Source organism: Ruania suaedae (assembly GCF_021049265.1).
Lineage (GTDB): Bacteria > Actinomycetota > Actinomycetes > Actinomycetales > Beutenbergiaceae > Ruania > Ruania suaedae.
Genome location: NZ_CP088018.1, coordinates 2,203,818 through 2,224,444, shown reverse-complemented (window position 1 = coordinate 2,224,444; position 20,627 = coordinate 2,203,818). Strand labels below are relative to the sequence as shown.

The following is a 20,627-nucleotide window of genomic DNA, read 5'->3' as shown; positions in this document are numbered from 1 at the left end:
CCCGGAAAGGCATGACCATGAGACACGTTCGACACATCCGGGGCATCAGCGCTGTTGCCCTCCTCGCGGCCGGTTCCCTGGCTCTGGCCGCCTGCCAGCAGGGCAGCGCCTCCGGCGGTGGTGGTACTGACGAGGACGGCACCACCACGCTGCAGTTCCAGTCGCTGTCCGACCAGCCCGCCACCCAGGAAGCCGTCAACGCGGCGGTCGAGTCCTGGAACTCCGACAACCCCGACGTGCAGGTGGAGATCATCCAGGCCGGCTGGGACGGCGCCTACGACAAGCTGATCACCCAGTTCACCGGCGGCACCGCACCGGACATCATCCACTTCGACGCCGCGTCCATCGTGCCCTTCGCCCAGGACGGCTACCTCGCCCCCATCGGTGACGGCCTGAGCGAGGAGCGCACCTCCGACATCTCCGAGGGCATCTGGGAGTCGGTCACCGTGGACGGCGAGATCATCGCCTACCCCTCCACGATGCAGTCCTACGTGGTCTTCGCCAATGCCGACATGCTGGACGAGGCCGGCGTGGAGGTCCCCACCGGGGACTCGATGAGCTGGGACGAGCTCGCCGAGATCGCCGAGGCCACCACCACCGAGGACACCTACGGCCTCGGCTGGGGGCTGGGATCACCGGCCGCCACCGTGATGACGCTCGCGCCGGGCTTCGGCGGCGACTTCTTCTCCGGCAGCGGTGAGGACACCACCATCGAGGTCGGTGAGGGCGAGCTGGCCGTGCCCGAGCGCATCCACGCCATGGCCTACGAGGACGAATCGCTGGACCCGGTGAGCCTGACCCAGTCCGGGTCGGACGTGCTCTCCTCCTTCTACGGCGGCACCATCGCGATGACCGTGCAGGGCTCGTTCCAGGCCGCCAACATGGCCAACGACGCCCCGGAGGACATGAACTGGGTGGCGCTGCCCCCGCTGGCCGGCACCGAGGGCGCGATGCAGGCCGCGAACCCGCAGACCTACTCGGTCAACGTCGACTCCGCGAACGTGGAGGAGGCCACCGCGTTCCTCGACTACTTCGCCTCCCCGGAGACGATGGCCGCGATCGCCCAGGCCGATGCCCTCATCCCCGCCTCGGACCAGGCCCGCGAGATCGTCGCCACCGAGACCGGCGGCGAGAACGGCTGGGAGCAGATCCTGGCCACCGCCGACGGCTTCACCGGCGCCCCGTTCCTGCAGGCCGGCGGGTACGCGGAGTGGAAGGACACCGTGCTCAACCCGGCGCTGCAGCAGTACCTGGGCGACCAGATCAGCTCCGAGGAGCTGGCCACGCAGCTGACCGACGGCTGGGAGTGAGCCGCGCCGCGGCGCTCGGGGGTTCCCGGGCGCCGCGGCACCACCGATGCACCCGCGGCCTGCCCCACCCGCAGGCCCGCCCCGCACGCCGCGTTGCCGCAATCTGTCGCCTGCGACCCGAACGAGGTGACAGATCGGGGCAACCCGAGAACCATCGAATGGAGAACCCACGTGAGCTGGCTGGAAGACCGAGTGGCAGGCGTACTCGCCGGAGCCGCTGTCGGTGATGCGCTCGGCGGAGCCACCGAGGGCTGGACCCCCGAGCAGATCGAGGAGCGCCACGGCGGTCGGGTCACCGGCATCGTCGGCCCGTTCCTGCCGGACTGGCGCACCGCCAGGCCGATCGCGCCGTATCACAAGGGCGATGGGCACGTCACCGATGACACCTTGATGACGCACGCCCTCATCGAGGTCTACGCCACTCACCACACCCACCTGGACGCCTATCACATGGCCTCCGATCTGGTGCCGCTGATGCTGGGCGAGCGCCGGTGGGTGCCCGAGCTGGAGGACGAGGCGCTCATCCTGCAGCGGGTCTTCCTCGCCGAGAAGCACCTGGTGGCCAAGCTCCACTACGGCCACGCCGATCCGCGCGAGGCCGGCGTGGGCAACATCGTCAACTGCGGCGCCACCATGTACATGGCGCCTGTCGGCCTGGTGAACGCCGGCGACGCCGCAGGTGCCTATGCGGAGGCGATCGACCTGGCCGGGGCTCACCAGGTCTCCTACGGCCGGGAGGCCGCCGGCGTCTTCGCCGCCGCGGTCGCGGCTGCCCTCGTTCCCGGCACGACGGCGGAGCGTGCGGTTGCCGAGGCCCGTGACCTGGCCCATGACGGCACCCGGGCGGCGATCGACGCGGTGCTCGAGGCCGTGGCGGCGTTCCAGGCCGCCGGTGGGCTGGCGAGTCATGACGCACGTGAGCTGAACCGGGTGCTGCGGGCCGCCGTCGCCCCCTTCGACACGGTGGGGGAGACCTACCGCCAGCCGGCGATGGATGCCCGGCTGCCCTCGCGCACGAAGTCGATCGAGGAGCTGCCGGTGGCGCTCGGGCTGGTGGTCGCCCACGACGGCGACGCGCGCGGGTCGATCCTGGATGCGGTGAACTACGGCCGCGACGCCGACTCGATCGCCACCATGGCCGGCGCCATCTGCGGGGCGCTGGGCTCGCAGATCCCGGCCGAGTGGGTGCGGGAGGTGACCACGGCGAGCAGACTGGATCTGGACACCGTGATCGCCTCGATGGCCGCCAGCGTGCGCGCCATCGCCGCCGACGACGCCCGCCGGGCCCGGCAGCGCACCGAGGCCCTGAGCGCGATGCTGGAGGAATCGGCGTGAGACTGACCTGGGCCCAGCCCGAGGACCTCGTGGCCCATGAGCTGGTGGCACTGGCCGAACAAGGGGCCGAAGAATTGACCCTTGAATCGGTGGCTCGCCAGTGGCAGGCCGCCGGGGGATCGCTGCAGCCGGAGCGCTCCGGGGCGAGCGCGCAGGCGGCGGACCCGCAGCTGCGGCTGGTCGCTCGCCAGGTGCTCGCCCAGCTCGCCGAGGTGGACACCACCGACCCGGCCGAACCGAATGACTGGGCTGACATCACCGCCCAGATCCCCGCCACCCCCGCCGCGCCGGGCCAGTCGGTGGCGGCCGACCTGGACCGGGTCGCCGGCGCCTGGTGGGGCCGCTCGGTCGGCTGCCTGCTCGGCAAGCCGGTGGAGAAGATCCCCCGCGAGGGGATCGAGAAGATCGCTCGGGCCACCGGCAACTGGCCCATCCGCAACTACTTCACCGCGCAGGGATTGCCGGAGGACGTGGCCGCCCGGTGGCCGTGGAACCGCCGCTCGGCGCCCACCTCCCTGGTGGAGAACATCAACGGCATGCCCGAGGACGACGACCTCAACTTCCCGCTCCTCGCCCTGGACCTCTTCGAGACCCACGGGGACGCGCTGACCACCTCGGACGTCGCCCAGGCGTGGCTGGCGAACCTGCCCGGTGGGCGCGTGTTCACCGCCGAGCGGGCCGCCTACCGCAACTTGCTCGACGCCCGGGCGATCACCGAGACCGGGGCGTGCGAGACCGCGACGCATCTGAACCCGTTCCGGGAGTGGATCGGTGCGCTCATCCGGGCTGACGTCTACGGCTGGGCCCGCCCCGGTGACGTGCTCGCCGCCGCCAAGCTCGCCTGGGTGGACGCGCGCCTGAGCCACACCCGCAACGGCATCTACGGCGCCATGTGGGCCGCCGCCCTATGCTCGGCCTCGCTGGTGGCCGAGTCCGTGGACGAGGTGCTCGATGCCGCCGAGTCGGTGCTTCCCCCGGCCTCCCGGCTGCTCGAGGCCGTCCGCTCCGGCCGCACCGCCGGCGAAGACCTGCGCGAGGGGCGCCTCGAGGACGACGAGGCGATCGACGCCCTGCACGCCCAGTACGGCCACCTGCACTGGGTGCACACGCTCAACAACGCCGCCCTGATCGCGATGGCCGTGGCCGCCTCGAACGGCGACCACGCCCGCGGTATCGCCCTCGCCGTCACCGCCGGCTGGGACACCGACTCCGCCGGCGCCACCGTCGGCTCCGTGCTCGGAGCCCTGACCGGCAAGTCCGGTCTCGACCCGGCCTGGACCGACCCGCTGCACGGGCGCCTGCACACCTCCCTGCCCGGCCCGCAGACCCACGACCTCGACCACCTCGCCACCCGCACCCTGCAGGTGCAGCGATGACCATCGCCGTGGTGGGCAGCGTCAACACCGACGTCGTGGCCCGCGTGCCCCGGATCCCGCGCCCGGGCGAGACCGTGCTGGGCACCGACCTGGTCCGCGGCGGCGGCGGCAAGGGCGCCAACCAGGCCGTGGCCGCCGCGCGCGCCGGCGGCGCCGAGGTCACCTTCGTCGGAGCCGTGGGCGAGGACCCCGAGGGCGGCGTGCTGCGCACCCGCCTGGAGGCCGACGGCGTCGACACCCACGCCCTGATCACCGTGCCCGGCCCCTCCGGCACCGCCCTGATCACCGTGGACGAGGCCGGCGAGAACGCCATCGTCGTGGCCCCCGGCGCCAACGGCGCCCGCGAGAGTCTCACCGACACCCAGCGCGAGGCCGTGGCCGCCGCCCGCGTCGTCGTCGCCCAGCTGGAGGTGCCGGTGCCCCTGGTGCTGGACGTCGCCGCCAGCCGCAGCCCGGAAGCGATCCTGGTCCTCAACGCCGCCCCATCCGCCCCACTCGCCGACCCCGAGACCGCCCGCGCGGTCCTCGCCGTCACCGACGTGCTGGTGGTCAACGAGCACGAGCTGGCCGACATCGCCGGCACCGAGCAGACCGAAGAGGCGATCACCCGCCTCACCGCCCAGGTGCCCGCAGTGGTGGTGACGCTCGGTGGCCAGGGGGTGCTGGTCGCCGTCGGGGAGGATCGCCGGCAGGTGCCGGCCTTCCCGGTGACGGCGGTGGACACCACCGGCGCCGGCGACACCTTCTGCGGCGTGCTCGCCGCCCACCTGAGCGACCTGACCGCCGACGCCCTTGCCCGCGCGGCCCGCACTGCGGCCGCCGCGGCGGCGCTCGCGGTGACCCGAGCGGGCGCGATGGACGCCGTGCCCACCACCGACGAGGTGGCGGCCCTGCTCGCCGCCGAGAAGGAGACCGTATGAGTGGCGGATTCGACCCGCTGGTTCCCCGCCCCCTCGACCTGCCCACCGAGGTCCCGCTCGAGGAGGACGCCACCGGCCACGCCGAGGCTCTCGACGAGGCGAAGATCCTCGCCGCCCCCGGCACCCAGGCGAACCCACCCGACCAGGCCACGCTCGAGCAGTGGCGCAGCCAGCTCCACGCCTGGCGCGAGGATGCTCTCGCCCGGTACGGCACGCCTACCCGCTACGACGCCCCGGAGGCCCAGTGGGCCAACCGTTGCTTCACCGTGGCCCAGACCTGGCTGTGGGATGAGCTGTTCTTCGACTTCGACGCCCAGGCCTTCACCCCGGAGAGGTTCCTCGCCGACGCCCAGCAGCGCTTCGGCGGCCTCGACGGCGTGGTGCTCTGGCACGCCTACCCGATCATCGGCATCGACGAGCGCAACCAGTGGGACTTCTACGACGTCCCCGGCCTGGCCGAGGCCGCCGCCACCCTGCATGAGCATGGCGTCGCGGTGTTCGTCGACTACAACCCGTGGGACACCGGCACCCGCCGCGCCGGCAACACCGACGCCGAGGATCTGGCCACGGTGGTCCGCCACCTGAACGCCGACGGTGTCTTCCTCGACACCCTGAAGAAGGCCGATCCGGAGTTCGTGGCCGCGATGGAGGCGGCGCGCCCGGGCATCGGCCTGGAGGGGGAGTCGAAGCTGGTGACCGAGCGGGTCGCCGACCACGCCCTCTCCTGGGCGCAGTGGTTCGCCGACTCCGAGATCCCCGGGGTGCTGCGGGCGCGCTGGTTCGAGCGCCGGCACATGCAGCACCACATCCGCCGCTGGAATCGCGACCATGCCGCCGAGCTGCGGTCGGCGTGGCTGAACGGCGTCGGCGTGATGGTCTGGGAGGTCGTCTTCGGCGTCTGGGTGGGGTGGAACGCGCGCGATGCGGCCATGTTGCGCCGGATGCTGCCGGTGCAGCGCGCGATGCACCGTTGGCTCACCGAGGGCGAGTGGACGCCGCTGGCGGTGTGCGAGCCGCCGGTGTTCGCCTCGACCTTCGAGCTCGACGGCGTGACGCTGTATGCGCTGGTCAACACCAGCAGCGAAGACGTCACCTACACCGCCGGCCCGGGCACGTGGGTCACCTTCGACGGCCCGCTCCAGCACGGCGAGGCCGAGGTGATCGTGCCCGCCCAGGGCGTGGCCGCCATGGTGCACATTGCCGACGGCGCAGCCCTGCCCCTCGGCGTGGCCGACCTGGAGCTGGAGCCGCCCGTGCGCGACTCCTCCTTCCCACACCGTCGTGCGGTGCGCCTGGCCGCGCCCGAGTGGTCCGGCCCGACGGCGGGGGCTGAGCTGGTCTCGGCGTGGCGGTCCGGGGCGGTGCCGGTGCCCGCGGGGGAGCGGGTGCTGACCGTGCGGTATCGCCAGCGTGAGACCGGCATGTACGACGGCGCCCCTTACGTGGAGGAGTGGAAGCCACTCCCGCCGCGCCTGCACGACCAGCGCACCCTCGAGCGCGCCGTCACGATTGCCGACGGCGTCCGGGTCGCCTCCCGAGAGGTCTCGGCGGCCGAGTACGCCCAGTTCCTAGCGGCCATTGGCGAGGCATCGGATGCTCACGTCGATGCGGCTGATGCTGACCGCCCGGCGACGGGCGTCACCTTCGCCCGTGCTCGCCAGTTCGCGGCCTGGGCCGGTGGACGGTTGCCCACCGAAGACGAGTGGCAGCTGGCCGCGACCCGGTACGGGTTCGAGCGCCGCACCCCTGCGGTGTGGAATTGGACCGAGTCGGAGCACTCGGATGGTCGCACCCGGTTCGTGATGCTCAAGGGCGGCGCCGACCATAAGAGTGAGGGCTCGGACTGGTACGTCGACGGGGGAGTGCAGTCCCCGGAGTTCGCGCTGAAGTTCCTGCTGCCCGGCATGGGCGTGGACGCTTCCCCCTCGATTGGCTTCCGCGTCTATTGGGAGAACTGAGGATTATGAGTCCGCTGGATGACCTGCTGGTGGTGGACGCCTCCACACTGTTCGCCGGCCCGATGGCAGCGATGCACCTCGGCGACATGGGCGCCCGCGTCATCAAGGTCGAGCACCCGCAGCGCCCGGACCCCTCGCGCGGGCACGGCCCGGCCAAGGACGGGGAGAACCTGTGGTGGAAGACCCTGGGCCGCAACAAGGAGACGGTGACGCTCGATCTGCACACTGCCGGAGGGGTGGAGGCGTTCCTGCGCCTGGCCGAGCGGGCGGATGTGGTGATCGAGAACTTCCGCCCCGGCACCCTGGAGAAGTGGGGGCTGGGGTATGACCAGCTCTCTGCAAAGAACCCAGGCCTGGTGCTCGCGCGAGTGACCGGGTTCGGGCAGAAGGGGCCATACAGGTCTCGTCCAGGTTTCGGGACGCTCGCGGAGGCAATGAGTGGCTTCGCGGCGATGACCGGCGAGCCCGACGGGCCGCCCACGCTGCCGCCGTTCGGCCTGGCGGACGGGATCGCCTCGCTGACAACTGCCTATGCGGTGATGACGGCGCTGCACCATCGAGCCCGTGTCGGTACGGGGCAGGAGCTCGACATCGCGATCATCGAGCCGATCCTGGCGATGCTGGGCCCGCAGATCACCCGCTGGGACCAGCTCGGCACGGTGCAGCCGCGGACCGGCAACCGATCGGCCAATAACGCACCTCGGAACGCCTACTTGACCGCGGATGCCAAGTGGGTGGCGGTGAGCACGAGTGCGCAGTCGATCGCCGAACGGGTGATGGAGCTGGTCGGCCGGCCCGAAGTGACGCGGGAAGACTGGTTCGCCACCGGCGCCGGTCGCGCCCAGCACGCCGACGAGCTGGACGAGGCCGTCGGGGCGTGGATCGCCGAACGCTCCCGCGATGAGGTGGTGGCCGAGTTCGAGCGGGTGCACGCCGCGGTCGCGCCGATCTACGACGCCGGCGACATCATCGCCGACCCGCACTTCCAGGAGCTCGGGACCATCCACGGCATCGAAGACCCGGTACTGGGCCAGATGAAGATGCAAGGGCCATTGTTTCGGATGTCGGGGGCGGACTCGCGCATCGCCTGGACCGGGCGCGCGCCGGGCGCTGACACAGAGGCGCTGCTGGAGGAACTGGGCTTCTCGGAGCCGGAGATCTCAGATATGCGGGAGGCGGGCGCATGCTGACCTCGCTCTACGTCCCCGGCGACCGGCCGGACCGAGTCGCCAAGGCACTCGCATCCCGCGCGGACTGCGTGATCGTCGACCTCGAAGACGCCGTCGCCCCCTCACACAAGGCACTGGCGCGAGAGTCGCTCAGCGGGGCGCTCGATGGCGAGTTGCCCATGCCGGTGCAGGTGCGCGTGAACGCCCGAGGCTCGGCCTGGCACGAGGACGACCTCGCCGCCGTGCGGGATCTCGATCCAGCCATCGGCGTCCGCCTACCGAAGGTCAACAGCGCCGACGACATCGCCGCCATCCAGGAGGCACTGCCCGGTCGTGCCGTGCACGCCCTCATCGAGACAGCCATCGGCGTCGAGCGAGCCTTCGAGATCGCCAGCGCGGGTGTCGCGTCGGTGACCCTCGGCGAGGCCGACCTGCGTGCCGAACTTGGCCTGGCCGCCGGCGAGGCGGGGGAGCCGGGACTGGCCTGGGTGCGCCCCCGGTTGATCGTTGCCGCCGCAGCGGCCGGACTCCCGGCCCCACACATGAGCGTCTGGGCCGACGTCAAAGACATGGATGGCCTGGCGCGCAGTTGCGCAGCGGGCAAGACGTTGGGCTTCGCGGGCCGCTCCGCGATTCATCCCGCGCAGCTGCCGGTGATTCGAGAGGCCTTCCGGCCGACCGAGGCCGAAATTGCACGAGCGCAGGAGATCATCGACCGCGTCAGATCCGCCGAGACCGACGGATCAGGAACGGTGGTTCTTCAAGATGGGTCCTTTCTTGACGCTGCGATGGTTCGGGCGGCGACGCGAACTCTGCGCTAACGGTGCTAGGTATCAGCGGCTCCACCCGAAGCGGCCTTCAGACGACAACGCGTGACCGAGCGGACCGCTCGACGACGGGACGGTTGACCACCTGTTGTGAACGCTATAACATGCAACTTGGTGCGCGGAGCGACCCATTGGGGCATCGCTTCGGTGTAGTTGTTCGAATGAACCTTAACGCTGTGCTCTGATGGTCTACCATGCTGGGCATGGACCTGACCTATTCAGTTCGGCTGATCACGCGTATGCGTCGCGCACCGTCACGACCATTGAGTTGGACTCCTGCAGGTCATCGTGAGTGAATCAGCGCAGCGAGAGCCAGCCTTGGCCGAGGACGCCAGCGAGAAGCTCGGCGCTCCGGGACTGCCGGACCATTCTCTAGAAGAGAGCACGCCACGCGATCGGAATGAGCCAGCCGCCGGTCGTCGCTGGGCAGAGCGACTCGAAGAGCGAACTGATACGACATACTTGAGTCGAGCTTGGGCCTCCGGAAAGCTTGAAATGCGGGGTACGCTGTGGATGATTGCGCTTTCCGTGTCCTCCGCCAGCGCTCTATCGGCGTCGATTCTCGCGCTGCAGCAAGGCGATGCATCTCGGCCATCCTCGGGTATTGGAATCGACTTCGCCGCGACGATCCTTTCATTGATGACATTGGTGCTCTCGCTGATTGTTGCCGCCCTGAGATACCAGGCACGGTCCAAAGACCTGTTCTACTGCTATCGAGCAATCCAGAAGATTTCAGCGGATATTGAGACTGTTAACAATTGTGGCCCTAGCGACATGGTAAGACTTAAGGAACTCCAACGGGACTACCAGCTGGCACTGGATCTGTCGGAGAACCATTCCGAATGGGATTACGTCCGTTCGCGCCGCAGGAGGCCAGAATCTCAGGACCATTGGGATGTGAGGCGAGACAAGTCTCGAGTTCGCCGGGCGCGCCTGGGGCAGAACGCGCTGAGTTCCCTTCCATTGTTGTTTGCGGTCTTCTCTTTGGTGTTGCTGGGCTTCGTACTAGTGCAGGGTGCCGGATGAGTAGTTCAATTCTCGCGCCGCCGAGAAGTGCGAGCGAATCGCTCCGATACCACTCGTCTCTGTCGCGTTTGAGAGCGGCGCTTGCGTTCTACGTACCACAAGGTCATGGTGTCGGTCTTGACGGTGTGCATCCGAGTGCAGTGGATGAATGGACCGCGTCGCGGCGCTTAGATTTGGTGCGTGAGGTCTCGGGGCAAATTCGAGACGGGTCCTACAGGTTTACAAACTACCGTCAAGGGATGATGTCGCGAGGAATTGAGCGCGCGCCTCGAGTATTCTCTATTCCGACGATCAAAGACAGGCTCGCTCTCTTCTGTTTACAATCGGTACTGAAGGACGTGTATGGGGTTTCCGGTCCCGAACCCTCGCAGCACAAGATGCGACGAGTAATTGATGATGTGATGACAGAGGAGTATGGCCGGTTTCTGAAGATCGATATTGTCGATTACTTCGGTTCCGTGAGGCACGAAATGCTCTATGCGGGGCTGTCGAAGAAGATTCGGTCAAAGAAACTGCTATCGCTGATTGATCGCGCCATCCGCAACAGAACGGTGCCGTACGGCACAAGGAGTGGCGGACTTTCGTCTTCGCCAGACGGCATTCCTTTGGGGATCTCCATCTCATCAACGCTTGCGGAGGTGTATCTTGAGGATTTCGATAGGATGGCGAGTTTAGGTTGTCGATACTTCCGCTACGTTGACGACATACTCGTCTTGTGCGAAGACTCGGAACGAAAGTATCAAGACCTGCGGTTTCGGCTCGAGCGACTCGGACTCGAAGTTCACGAGCTGCCGACTCTCGGGAAGACACTTTCCGGAAGTGCTGACGAGCCGTTCGAGTACCTCGGTTACGAAATCAGTGGGAGCCGGGTTCGGGTGGCTCGACGAGGTGTGCTCAAGATAGAGTCGAGAATCGCGCAGATTGTTGCCAAGTACGCCAAGTCGGTCGACCGATCCGAGTCGTCGATAAATCGCTTGAAATGGGATCTGAACATCGCGATCGGCGGTTGTGTTATAAACGGGGAGGCCCGTGGATGGATTCGTTACTTTAACCGACTAAACGATCTCGCGCAGTTGGGACACCTTGATGCGCTCGTGAAGAAGGTCTTGCATCGACATGGCCTCCATGGCGTTGCGCCCAAGCGGTTTATAAATTCGTACTGGGCAAGTCGAAGCAACTCCAGATTTGCAAGCTTTGCATTCAATTGCGACCGTGTTTTTCCAGCGGAGGCGAGAGACATTCTCACACAGCACCTTGGGTGGGGATCGGCTGAAGTGCGTGAGCTGGACGACCGCGCTGCCCTCGCCGCACTTCGGCGACTCATCGAAAAGCGTTCGGCGGACTTCGAGCGAGATCTTGAGTCAGTATACTAAATGGCACTTCCGCCAGGGTTTGCTCGCTCCAGATGTCCCGCGATGGAGTCGCGTTCGGCGAGCGTCCTGCGAAGATCTCTAGAAGCTCACCCCCTGCCCTGCAGTCTATCGATCGATGAGGCGAAAGTACCGGATAGTTCGCGAGATTGTTCAACTCGATAGAGTGTCTCAATCTGGGAACAGGGCCATAGTGTACGTCTGCGTTATTCTCGATCGTAGCGACGATACTGCGGTCGGCGATAATGATCTTGGCGCCGGGGCGATGCTCCATTCCGATATGCAACCAGCTCCGATGGAGCTGGGTTGCAACGATGGCGCGTGACGCCTTGCCTCGGAGTTGCGTTGAACGGCCGTCCCGACCACCTCATCCACGATAGGTTCACCCAAAGACCACCCAAGCCGGCAGGACCCACCACGTGAGCACTAGCACCAACCCGCCCACCGCCCCTGCACGCCCCGACTCAGGCCCACGGCCCTTCACCGGGGCCCCCGGCTCCGTGATGGTCGCCCGCGACGAAGAGTGGCTCGTCACCGCCGTCGAGCCCGCCGCCCCGGACCCCGCCACGAACGAGCCCACCTATTTCGTCCACGGCATCGGCCTGACCGGCATCACCAAGGACACCGAGGCCGTCTTCTGGACCCAGATCGACCCCATCACCCTTTCCGACCCGCGCGCCACCCAGGTCGTTGGAGACGACTCACCCGGCCATCGCCGCAGCCGCCTCTGGCTCGAAGCCATCCTCCGCAAGACGCCGGTCCCGATCGCCGAACCGGGCCTCACCACCGCGCACCAGGCCCTCGCCGACCCGCTCGAGTACCAGTACGCCGCCGTCCGCAAGGCCCTCGACCCGGAGAACCTCCGCCCCCGCATCCTCCTCGCCGACGCCGTCGGCCTCGGCAAGACCCTTGAGATCGGCATGATCCTCGCCGAGCTCGTCCGCCGCGGCCGCGGCGACCGCATCCTCGTCGTCACCCCCAAGCACGTCCTCGAACAGATGCAGTTCGAGCTCTGGACCCGCTTCGCCCTACCGTTCGTCCGTCTGGACTCCACCGGCATCCAGCGCATCCGCCAGAAGCTCCCGGCCGGCCGCAACCCGTTCACCTTCTTCAAGCGCGTCATTATCTCCATCGACACGCTCAAGTCCGACAAGTACATCAACCACCTGCGCCGGCACCGCTGGGACGCGGTCGTCATCGACGAGTCTCACAACGTCACCAACACCGCCAGCCAGAACAACCGCCTCGCCAGCCTGCTCTCCCAGCGCACCGACGCGCTGATCCTCGCCAGCGCCACCCCGCACAACGGCCGCAAGGAATCCTTCAACGAACTCATCCGCATGCTCGAACCCAGCGCCGTCACCCCCGAGGGAGACCTCGTTCCGGAGCAGGTCGAGCGCCTCATCATCCGCCGCCACCGCCACCACCCCGACGTCGCCGGCGTGGTTGGCGCGGACTGGGCCGAGCGCCAACCCCCGAACAACCGGCTCGTCCCCGCCTCCGATATCGAGAACGAGATCGCCGCCGAACTCGAGCACACCTGGCTCTGGCCCGCCACGGGCGCCAGCCCCTACTCCGGCACCAACAAGTCCCTCTTCCCGTGGACCCTCGCCAAGGCCTTCCTCTCCAGCCCCGCCGCCCTCGCCCAGACCGTCACTGAGCGCATCCGCCGCCTCGGCACGAACCCCACCGTCGACCAGCAGCGCGAACTCACCGCACTGAGCAACCTGGCAGACCTCGCCGAACGCGCCGAGAACGGCACCAGCGCCAAGTACGACGCCCTCGTCGACCACCTCACCCAGATCGGCATCGCCCGCACCGCCCCCACCCGCGTGGTCGTCTTCGCCGAACGCATCGCCACCCTCCACTGGCTCCAGCAGCGCCTCACCCGCGACCTCCGACTCGCCGCCGACCAGGTCCAGATCATGCACGGCGGCCTCACCGACGAGGAGCAACAGGACCTCGTCGAGTCCTTCAAGCTCGGGTCCTCCCCGATCCGTGTCCTCGTCACCGGCGACGTCGCCTCCGAGGGCGTCAACCTGCACACCCAGTGCCACCACCTCGTCCACTTCGACATCCCCTGGTCGCTGATCCGCATCGAGCAGCGCAACGGCCGCATCGACCGGTACGGCCAGAAGCACCGCCCGCAGATCACCACCCTCCTCCTCAGCCCCTCCACCGAACGCTTCGGCGGCGACATTCGCGTCCTCACCCGCCTCGTCGAGCGCGAGCACGAGGCCCACACGGCCCTCGGCGACTCCGCCTCCCTCATGGGCAACTACGACGTCAAGCGGGAAGAAGACGCCATCCGCGAGGTGCTCGCCGGCACCAAGGAGTTGGACGACGTCGTCCGTACCGTCGAGGAGGTCCGCCAGGCCGACGATGTGGAGGGTTTCCTCGCCCGCCTGATGGCGGTCGGTTCGAGCGAGCAGCCCACGACGGCGAAGCCCACCTCCACCGGCCAGGTCACCACGGCTGCCACCACAGCCGCCATGTACGACGACGCACGCACCTTCCTCGAGGACGCTCTCGAGGAGTTCGTGCTCACCCCGGGCGCCCCACCGCCCAACGGCGTCGCCTGGCAGATGCACCCGCGGCATGGCATCGCCAGCATGGACCTGTCCGGCAAGCACACCCGCGACCTGCGCCAGCGCCTCGAGGTCCTGCCCCAGTCCTACCTGCGCCAGCGCCGTGTGACCGAGACCTTCCGCCTCGCCACCACGCCCGCCGCCGGCACGAACGCCCTCATCCAGGCTCGGCAGGACGAGTCGACCTCCACCTGGCCCGAGGCGCACTACCTCGCACCTCTACACCCCGTTCTGGAGTGGGCAGCCGACCGGTCACTCGCGGCCCTGGGCCGGGACCAGGTGTTCGCCGTACGCGGCGATGTCGAGGACCCCACCGTGCTGCTGCAAGCCACCCTCACCAACGCCCGCGGCCAGGTGATTGCCACCTCCTACACGCACGTCGCCTTCCCCGCCGCACCGAGCACGGCCCAGGCCTACCCCCAACCGTTCCCCAGCGCACAGGCCGCCATCAACGACCTCGCTCTCGCCGACGTCAACACCGGGGCAGTTCCTGGCGCCGCACGTCTGCAACCGTTCATCGCCGCAGCCGTGGACGCCGCCACCCAAGCCACCGCACTCCAGATCGACGCCATCGCCGACGCAACCCGCGATCGCATCCAACGCTGGCGCGACCGGTCTGAACGATGGCTCGCCGACTCCCACGCCCTCGTCCAACGCAGCGAGTTGAAGTCGCGCACCCGACTTGTCGCCGAAGAAGAAGAGCTCGCCCAGCAGATGAACCCCGAACGCACCCTGGTGCGCCCGCTCCTCGTCGTCGTCCCGAACGGCGACATCGACCATCTGCTTCCGGCATCCCAGGGAGGCGAATGATGGCCAGCGACGCGATCGTCGTCGGAGAGGACTGGATCAGTGAGCACTATCTCTCCTCCGACGCCAAGGGCACCTTCAAGGCACGCGTGACCGACCGCCGCAAGGAATGGGACGCCGCCGCCAAAGACGGCCACGACACCACCAGATCGCGGTTCCTCGCCACCCGCCAGGACCTCCTGCGCACCTTCGCCGGACTCGACGAGAGCGGCCCCGGCCCTCTTACCGGCCTCTACGAGAACCTGCGCACCGTCCTCGGCTACGACGCCCTGGGCCTGGCCACCGAGCGCACCGGCCCGGTCCTCGCCATCAGTTCCCCGGGCCTGACCGACGGCGCCCCACTAGTCATCATCGAAGCCACCGCCGCTCATGACGTTACCGAACTGCTCGCCAAGGACGAACCCACCCTCCTCACTCCCTACGCGCTGGAGGACGGCGAGGAGATCACCTCCGTCGCACGCCTCCTCTCGCACCTGTTCGTCTCCGACGACGCACCCGAGTTCGCCCTCGTCCTCGCCGGTGGCCTGGCACTCGTCGCCGAGAAGGTCCGCTGGGCCGAGGGCCGCTACCTCGCCATCGACCTGCAGGTGGTCGCCGAACGCGGCGACGACGCGCGCGGCAGTGAGACCGACCGCGCCCTCACCTGCCTGGACGCGCGCTCCCTCGCCCCGGGCACCGAGGGCAGCATCTGGTGGCACGAGGTGCTCGAAGAATCCGTCAAACACACCGTCGGCGTCTCCCAGGACCTGCGCGAAGGCGTCCGCCTCTCCATTGAGATCATCGCCAACGAGGTCGTCCGCCGCCGCGCCGCCCAAGCGCTTCCACCGCTGCCGGACGAGCAGGCACAGCCCTTGGCCAAACAGTCCCTGCGATTCCTCTACCGCATCCTCTTCCTCCTCTACGCTGAGGCCTCCCCAGAACTCGGCGTGCTCCCCACGGGCGATCCCGTGTACGAGCGCGGCTACAGCCTCGACCGGCTCCGCGAGCTCACCCTTGTCGAGATTGTCGACGACCGCGACGCCGCCGGCACCCACCTCTACGACTCGCTGGCCCTCCTGTTCCGCATGGTCGACCAGGGCAGCCCCCAACCCCGCGAACCGGAACCAGACACCGAAGACGGGACCGCCACGGCCCTCGTCTTCCGCCCCCTCAAGGCCGACCTGTTCGAGAACGCCGCCACCGCCCTCATCGACGAGACCGGCCTCGGCAACCGGGCACTCCAGCAGGTCCTGCAGCACCTACTGCTGTCCAAGGAGCGCAAGGGCCGAGACCGCGGCTTCATCTCCTACGCCGAACTCGGCATCAACCAGCTTGGAGCCGTCTATGAGGGGCTGATGAGCTACACCGGCTTCTTCGCCTCCGAGGACCTCTACGAGGTCGCCAAGGACGGCAACGGCGAGAAGGGCTCCTGGGTGGTCCCCGTCGACCGTGCCGACGGCATCTCACGGAAGGACTTTCTTTACACGACTGATCCTGTCACGGGGGAGCAGACCCCCGTCCTCCACGAGCGTGGCACGTTCGTCTTCCGCCTGGCCGGCCGCGAACGCCAGCAGTCCGCCTCCTACTACACCCCGGAGGTGCTCACCCGCTTCACTGTCTCCCAGGCCCTGGCCGAACTCCTCGACCAACCGGACGCAGACGGGAACGAACGCCGCACCACCGCCCGGGAGATCCTCGACCTCACCGTCTGCGAACCGGCCCTCGGCTCCGGAGCATTCGCCATCGAGGCCGTCCGCCAGCTCGCCGCTGAGTATCTGACCCGCCGCCAGGAGGAAACCGGCGAGCGGATCGACCCCGATGACTACCCCCGCGAACTCCAGAAGGTCAAGGCCTACCTCGCCCTGCACCAAGTCTACGGAGTCGACCTGAACGCCACCGCCGTCGAACTCGCCGAGATCTCCCTCTGGCTCGACACCATGGGCGAAGGCCTCGCCGCTCCCTGGTTCGGCCTGCACCTGCGCCGCGGCAACAGCCTCATCGGCGCCCGGCGCGCCGTGTACGCCCGCCATCAGCTCGCCAAGCGAGCCTGGCTCAAGTCAGTTCCCGACGACGCCCCCTTGAGTTCCGGACTCGGCCTCACCTCCGGCGGGGTCGACGGCCGTATCCACCACTTCCTCCTCCCGGCCGCCGGGTGGGGGAGCGCGGTGGAGGCGAAGGAAGCCAAGGAGTTGGCGCCCGAGGCGCTGCATCGATTGAAGGACTGGCGCCGGTCAGTCATGGCGAAGCCCAATGGGACGCAGGAGAAGGCCCTGGTCAACCTCGGTCATCGGGTCGAGGCACTGTGGGATCTTGCCCACCGCCGGCTGCAGATCGCCGAGCAGGAGATCCGCCGCTCTATCGACATCTGGGGCGCGGACGACCTTCCGGTGGGCGGTGCCGTGACGCGAGGGCAGATCGAGTCAGCGCTCGCGGACGCGAACGGCGCCTACCGCCGGCTCCGCCTCGTCATGGATGCCTGGTGTGCTCTGTGGTTCTGGCCGCTCACCGACGAACTGACCACCACGACGGTGGACGGCGAGATCGAACGGATCCAGCCGCCGACCCTGGATCAGTGGATCGCCGGACTGCGCGCCGTGCTGGGAACGCACGTGGAAGCAGGCGCGACCGGAAGCGGCCGACGCTGGCGCGGGGGAGACCAGACCCTCGCCGCAGGCGTCACATGGGACGAGCTCGGCGACGTCGAACGCCTCGACCTCGGCTTCGCGAACGCAGTCTCGCCGGATCGTTTCCTCGCCGACCATCCGTGGCTGCGCGTCTGCCAGCAGATAGCCGAACGCCAAGGCTTCTTCCACTGGGAGCTCGACTTCGCGCCGGTGTTCGCCGAGCGCGGCGGGTTCGACCTCCAGGTCGGTAACCCGCCGTGGGTGCGCCCGCGTTCGGATGTCGAGGCCCTGCTGGCCGAGGGGGATCCGTGGTGGCAACTGAAGGGTAAAGCGACGCAGTCGGAGGTCAAAATGCGACGCGCACAGACCTTGTCGCTCTCTGGTCTCGAATCGCTCGTCATCGATGGAACCGCCGACGTTGCTGTCACCGCAGCGTATGTCGGCGACGGAGCGAACTACCCCCACTTGGTGGGGTTGCAGCCGGATCTCTATCGCTGCTTTATGGCGCAGGTGTGGCAACATCAGTCCACGCACGGCATCTCGGCACTCATTCACCTGGAGTCGCACTTCACGGACGAGAAGGGCGGCCAGCTCCGTGCGGCGACCTACGAGCGGCTGCGACGCCACTGGCAGTTCATCAACGAGTATCTGCTCTTCGAGATCGAAGATCACAAGCGCTACGGCGTCCATGTGTACGGAAAGAATCGCGAGCCTAAGTTTCTTCAGGCCGCATCGATATACCACCCGTCGACCGTGGAGCGGTCACTGGAACATGATGGATCCGGCCCCGAGCCAGGTATCAAAGACTCGGAAGGTCGATGGGATGCGAGCCCCCACAGCTTTCGGATCGTCCGGGTCGACCGTGAAGTCCTCCAGACGTGGCACGAGTTGCTCGAGAGCGACGACGTACCGCTCCTCATGACGCGAATGGTGTACGCCGTGAACGGCTCGACAGCCACAGTGCTAGACAAAATCGCCGAGGCACCGCGCATTGTCGAACTGGACCTCACCTTTTCGCGCGGATGGGATGAGTCGATCGATCGTCGTAAAGGATTCTTCGACTCGGAGTGGGGGGAGCCTACGTCCTGGCGCGAGGCAATCCTGCAAGGGCCCCATCTGCATGTAGCGATTCCAGCATTCAAGACACCGAACCGCACGATGAAGCACAATCAGGATTGGTCTGCGGTCGACCTGGAGGCGCTCGAGCCTGACGCAATCCCTGCCACGTCGTACAAGCCGCGCGGCGACAGGGCCGAGTACGACCGTGCCTACACCCACTGGACCCGCGACGTCGTCCTCGGCCCCGACGGCCAACCCGTCGACCCAGTTCCCACGGTCGACCCCCGCTACGTCCGCCACGTCGAGACCGCAACCCGCGGCGACGGCACCACCGCCCGCACCGAAACCATCTCCGCCCGCGGCTTCTACCGCCTGGCATGGCGCCGCATGGCCGCCAACACCGGTGAACGAACGCTGATACCCGCGCTTATCCCGCCCGGGGCCGCACATGTTGATGGCGTCTTCAGTGCTGTTGCGCAGTCATCGCTTGACTTGGTGACTCTGGCAGGGTTTGCAGGTTCTCTCGTTCTCGACTTCGTCACGCGTGCGGTACCCAAGGGAGACATCAGGGCCGGTTCGTTCAGTCGGCTGCCGATGGTCGCAGAGAGCCCATACGCCGAAGGGATCCGATTGCGAACGCTGCGACTAAGTTGTGTCAGTCGCGCCTACGCCGACCTCTGGGCTGAGTGCTACGCCCCAGTGTTCCGCGAGGACCGATGGACCGGGCTACCGGAGCGGACGGGCTGGGTCGACCTGGGCGACGTCGGCCCGGACTGGACTCCGGAGACTCCGCTGCGCCGGGCTGAGGACCGCCGCCAGGCCATGCTGGAGATCGATGCCCTGGTCGCTTTGTCGCTCGGTCTGACCGCCGACGAACTGTGCACCATCTACCGCACCCAGTTCCCGGTGCTGTACGGCTACGACCGCAACCGCGACCATTACGACGCCAACGGCCGCCTCGTCCCCAACGAGGTCCTGTCCGTCTGGCGCAAGAAGGGCCAGAACGAGGGCCGCTACACCGACGACGACCTCACCGCCACCCACCCCGGCAGCGGCGTCGACTACCTCTACGAGCTCCCCTTCGAAACCCTCGACCGTGAGGCCCACATGCGTCGAGCTTACGCTCAGTTTGAAAGAGTTGTTGTAGGCTCAAAGGAGGATTCTCGATCTTGAATAGAGCAAGTTCTTCCGCACTTGAGAGTGTGGGGTATGTTCTGGAAGAAATCTATTCTTACGCAGCGGATGCGACGCGAGTTCACTTCTGGCGCGGGCAGGAGGATGTTGATTGGCCCACCTACCCAACGCTCTATCGCCGACTCCGCCTTCGCTTTGACATCGACGAGATTACGGAAGAACTCGTAGAGCGATACGAAACGGACCTCTTGTGTGAAGCGAATGGTCGAGGCTTCTATCTTGGTAATGTTATTGAAACCCTCATTGAGGCGCAGCACAACGGGGGCGCCACCAGGTTCCTGGACGTGAGTCGCGATCCCCTGGTTGCGCTATGGTTTGCATCAGGTCACTCCCATCCCGGCAAGGTCGGCGCAGTGCTCCACTTTTCCTTGCCATTGGACCGAGTTGTAAATTACTTTGAAGTGGACTCTCTGGATGAGGTCCTTGATAGTACTGAGGAGCAGGGGCCACGCGCCTATGTTCCAGCGACAAGAAGCGAGCGAGTGAAGGCACAACGGGCAGGATTTCTTGTAGGAAGGATTCGCGAGAATCTTGCATCGAATAATCCCTTCGAGTGGAGTGACCAGTACTTCCACATAGATAAGATCGAAATCGATTCGGATCTAAAGTCATCGCTGAGAGAATATCTTGCCAAGAATTGCGGTTTAGACGGGATTGGGGTCTACCCGGATTTCGCGGGCTTTGCGCAATCCAATGGCCCAACTCATCCATTCTCGCGAACGGATCGCGACCTGTATGATGGTCGCGACGGGCTCTTCCCGAAAAAGTTTGGAGAGTAGAGGCGCCAAATGATTCGTGTAACCGAAGATTCGGCTATTCTTCATCCTGTGGGAGCGGCGCTCATCCGCCTATGCTCACAGACAACGACAGGAACGTTCCGTCGCTGAGTTGATTCCCGTCACTCAGGCGACACGACTGCGCAGGGTGCTGTCCGAATACCTGGGCACGACGTTCTCGCTCGCCGACCCGGAGACCTGCACTGTGCCGGAGGGCCTCCTCACAGACCGTGAGTACGGCATGGGCCGCCGATCGTCGTCATGCTCCCCGTGGTGCATACACCGTGGGTACTCCAGCAGGCAGCGGTG

12 protein-coding genes are annotated in these 20,627 nt (G+C 67.1%); all 12 read left to right on the top strand.

Annotated features, from left to right (window positions below):
* The first annotated feature begins 17 nt into the window (after positions 1-17).
* The 12 genes from LQF12_RS10195 to LQF12_RS10140 all read left to right on the top strand — a co-directional run bounded on the left by LQF12_RS10195 (position 18) and on the right by LQF12_RS10140 (position 20,321).
* Positions 18-1,310: an ABC transporter substrate-binding protein gene (locus LQF12_RS10195; RefSeq protein ID WP_231052826.1), complete on the top strand. Its 1,293-nt coding sequence runs from the start codon at positions 18-20 to the stop codon at positions 1,308-1,310.
* A gap of 171 nt (positions 1,311-1,481) precedes the next feature.
* Complete coding sequence (locus LQF12_RS10190) at positions 1,482-2,645, top strand: ADP-ribosylglycohydrolase family protein (RefSeq protein WP_231052825.1); 1,164 nt, start codon at positions 1,482-1,484, stop codon at positions 2,643-2,645.
* Positions 2,642-4,021 carry an ADP-ribosylglycohydrolase family protein gene (locus LQF12_RS10185; protein WP_231052824.1) on the top strand — a complete coding sequence of 460 codons (1,380 nt, stop codon included), beginning with the start codon at positions 2,642-2,644 and terminating at the stop codon, positions 4,019-4,021. Before LQF12_RS10190 ends, LQF12_RS10185 begins: the two co-directional genes overlap by 4 nt.
* A complete protein-coding gene (locus LQF12_RS10180; RefSeq protein ID WP_231052823.1) occupies positions 4,018-4,941 on the top strand; it encodes a ribokinase in 924 nt (307 codons plus the stop codon). Before LQF12_RS10185 ends, LQF12_RS10180 begins: the two co-directional genes overlap by 4 nt.
* Positions 4,938-6,899, top strand: a complete 1,962-nt coding sequence (locus LQF12_RS10175) for an SUMF1/EgtB/PvdO family nonheme iron enzyme (protein ID WP_231052822.1) — start codon at positions 4,938-4,940, stop codon at positions 6,897-6,899. The genes LQF12_RS10180 and LQF12_RS10175 overlap by 4 nt, the downstream gene beginning before the upstream one ends.
* 5 nt (positions 6,900-6,904) lie before the next feature.
* Positions 6,905-8,089, top strand: coding sequence for a CaiB/BaiF CoA transferase family protein (locus LQF12_RS10170; protein WP_231052821.1), 1,185 nt, complete (start codon positions 6,905-6,907; stop codon positions 8,087-8,089).
* A complete protein-coding gene (locus LQF12_RS10165) occupies positions 8,083-8,889 on the top strand; it encodes an HpcH/HpaI aldolase/citrate lyase family protein (protein WP_231052820.1) in 807 nt (268 codons plus the stop codon). Before LQF12_RS10170 ends, LQF12_RS10165 begins: the two co-directional genes overlap by 7 nt.
* A gap of 324 nt (positions 8,890-9,213) precedes the next feature.
* Positions 9,214-9,921 carry an SLATT domain-containing protein gene (locus LQF12_RS10160; RefSeq protein ID WP_231052819.1) on the top strand — a complete coding sequence of 236 codons (708 nt, stop codon included), beginning with the start codon at positions 9,214-9,216 and terminating at the stop codon, positions 9,919-9,921.
* A 239-nt stretch (positions 9,922-10,160) separates the two neighbouring features.
* Entirely contained in the window at positions 10,161-11,294 is a 1,134-nt protein-coding gene (locus LQF12_RS10155; protein WP_231052818.1) for a reverse transcriptase domain-containing protein, read from the top strand.
* A gap of 416 nt (positions 11,295-11,710) precedes the next feature.
* Positions 11,711-14,689, top strand: coding sequence for a helicase-related protein (locus tag LQF12_RS10150; RefSeq protein WP_231052817.1), 2,979 nt, complete (start codon positions 11,711-11,713; stop codon positions 14,687-14,689).
* Positions 14,686-19,521 carry a class I SAM-dependent DNA methyltransferase gene (locus LQF12_RS10145; protein ID WP_231052816.1) on the top strand — a complete coding sequence of 1,612 codons (4,836 nt, stop codon included), beginning with the start codon at positions 14,686-14,688 and terminating at the stop codon, positions 19,519-19,521. Before LQF12_RS10150 ends, LQF12_RS10145 begins: the two co-directional genes overlap by 4 nt.
* Positions 19,518-20,321, top strand: coding sequence for an FRG domain-containing protein (locus tag LQF12_RS10140; RefSeq protein WP_231052815.1), 804 nt, complete (start codon positions 19,518-19,520; stop codon positions 20,319-20,321). The genes LQF12_RS10145 and LQF12_RS10140 overlap by 4 nt, the downstream gene beginning before the upstream one ends.
* The last annotated feature ends 306 nt before the right edge of the window (positions 20,322-20,627 follow it).

Bases quoted from the DNA above. Each gene is read 5' to 3' on its own strand.
- LQF12_RS10165 (WP_231052820.1), top strand. From the start codon at position 8,083: ATGCTGACCTCGCTCTACGTCCCCGGCGACCGGCCGGACCGAGTCGCC.
- LQF12_RS10180 (WP_231052823.1), top strand. From the start codon at position 4,018: ATGACCATCGCCGTGGTGGGCAGCGTCAACACCGACGTCGTGGCCCGC.
- LQF12_RS10170 (WP_231052821.1), top strand. From the start codon at position 6,905: ATGAGTCCGCTGGATGACCTGCTGGTGGTGGACGCCTCCACACTGTTC.
- LQF12_RS10145 (WP_231052816.1), top strand. From the start codon at position 14,686: ATGATGGCCAGCGACGCGATCGTCGTCGGAGAGGACTGGATCAGTGAG.
- LQF12_RS10195 (WP_231052826.1), top strand. From the start codon at position 18: ATGAGACACGTTCGACACATCCGGGGCATCAGCGCTGTTGCCCTCCTC.
- LQF12_RS10155 (WP_231052818.1), top strand. From the start codon at position 10,161: ATGATGTCGCGAGGAATTGAGCGCGCGCCTCGAGTATTCTCTATTCCG.
- LQF12_RS10175 (WP_231052822.1), top strand. From the start codon at position 4,938: ATGAGTGGCGGATTCGACCCGCTGGTTCCCCGCCCCCTCGACCTGCCC.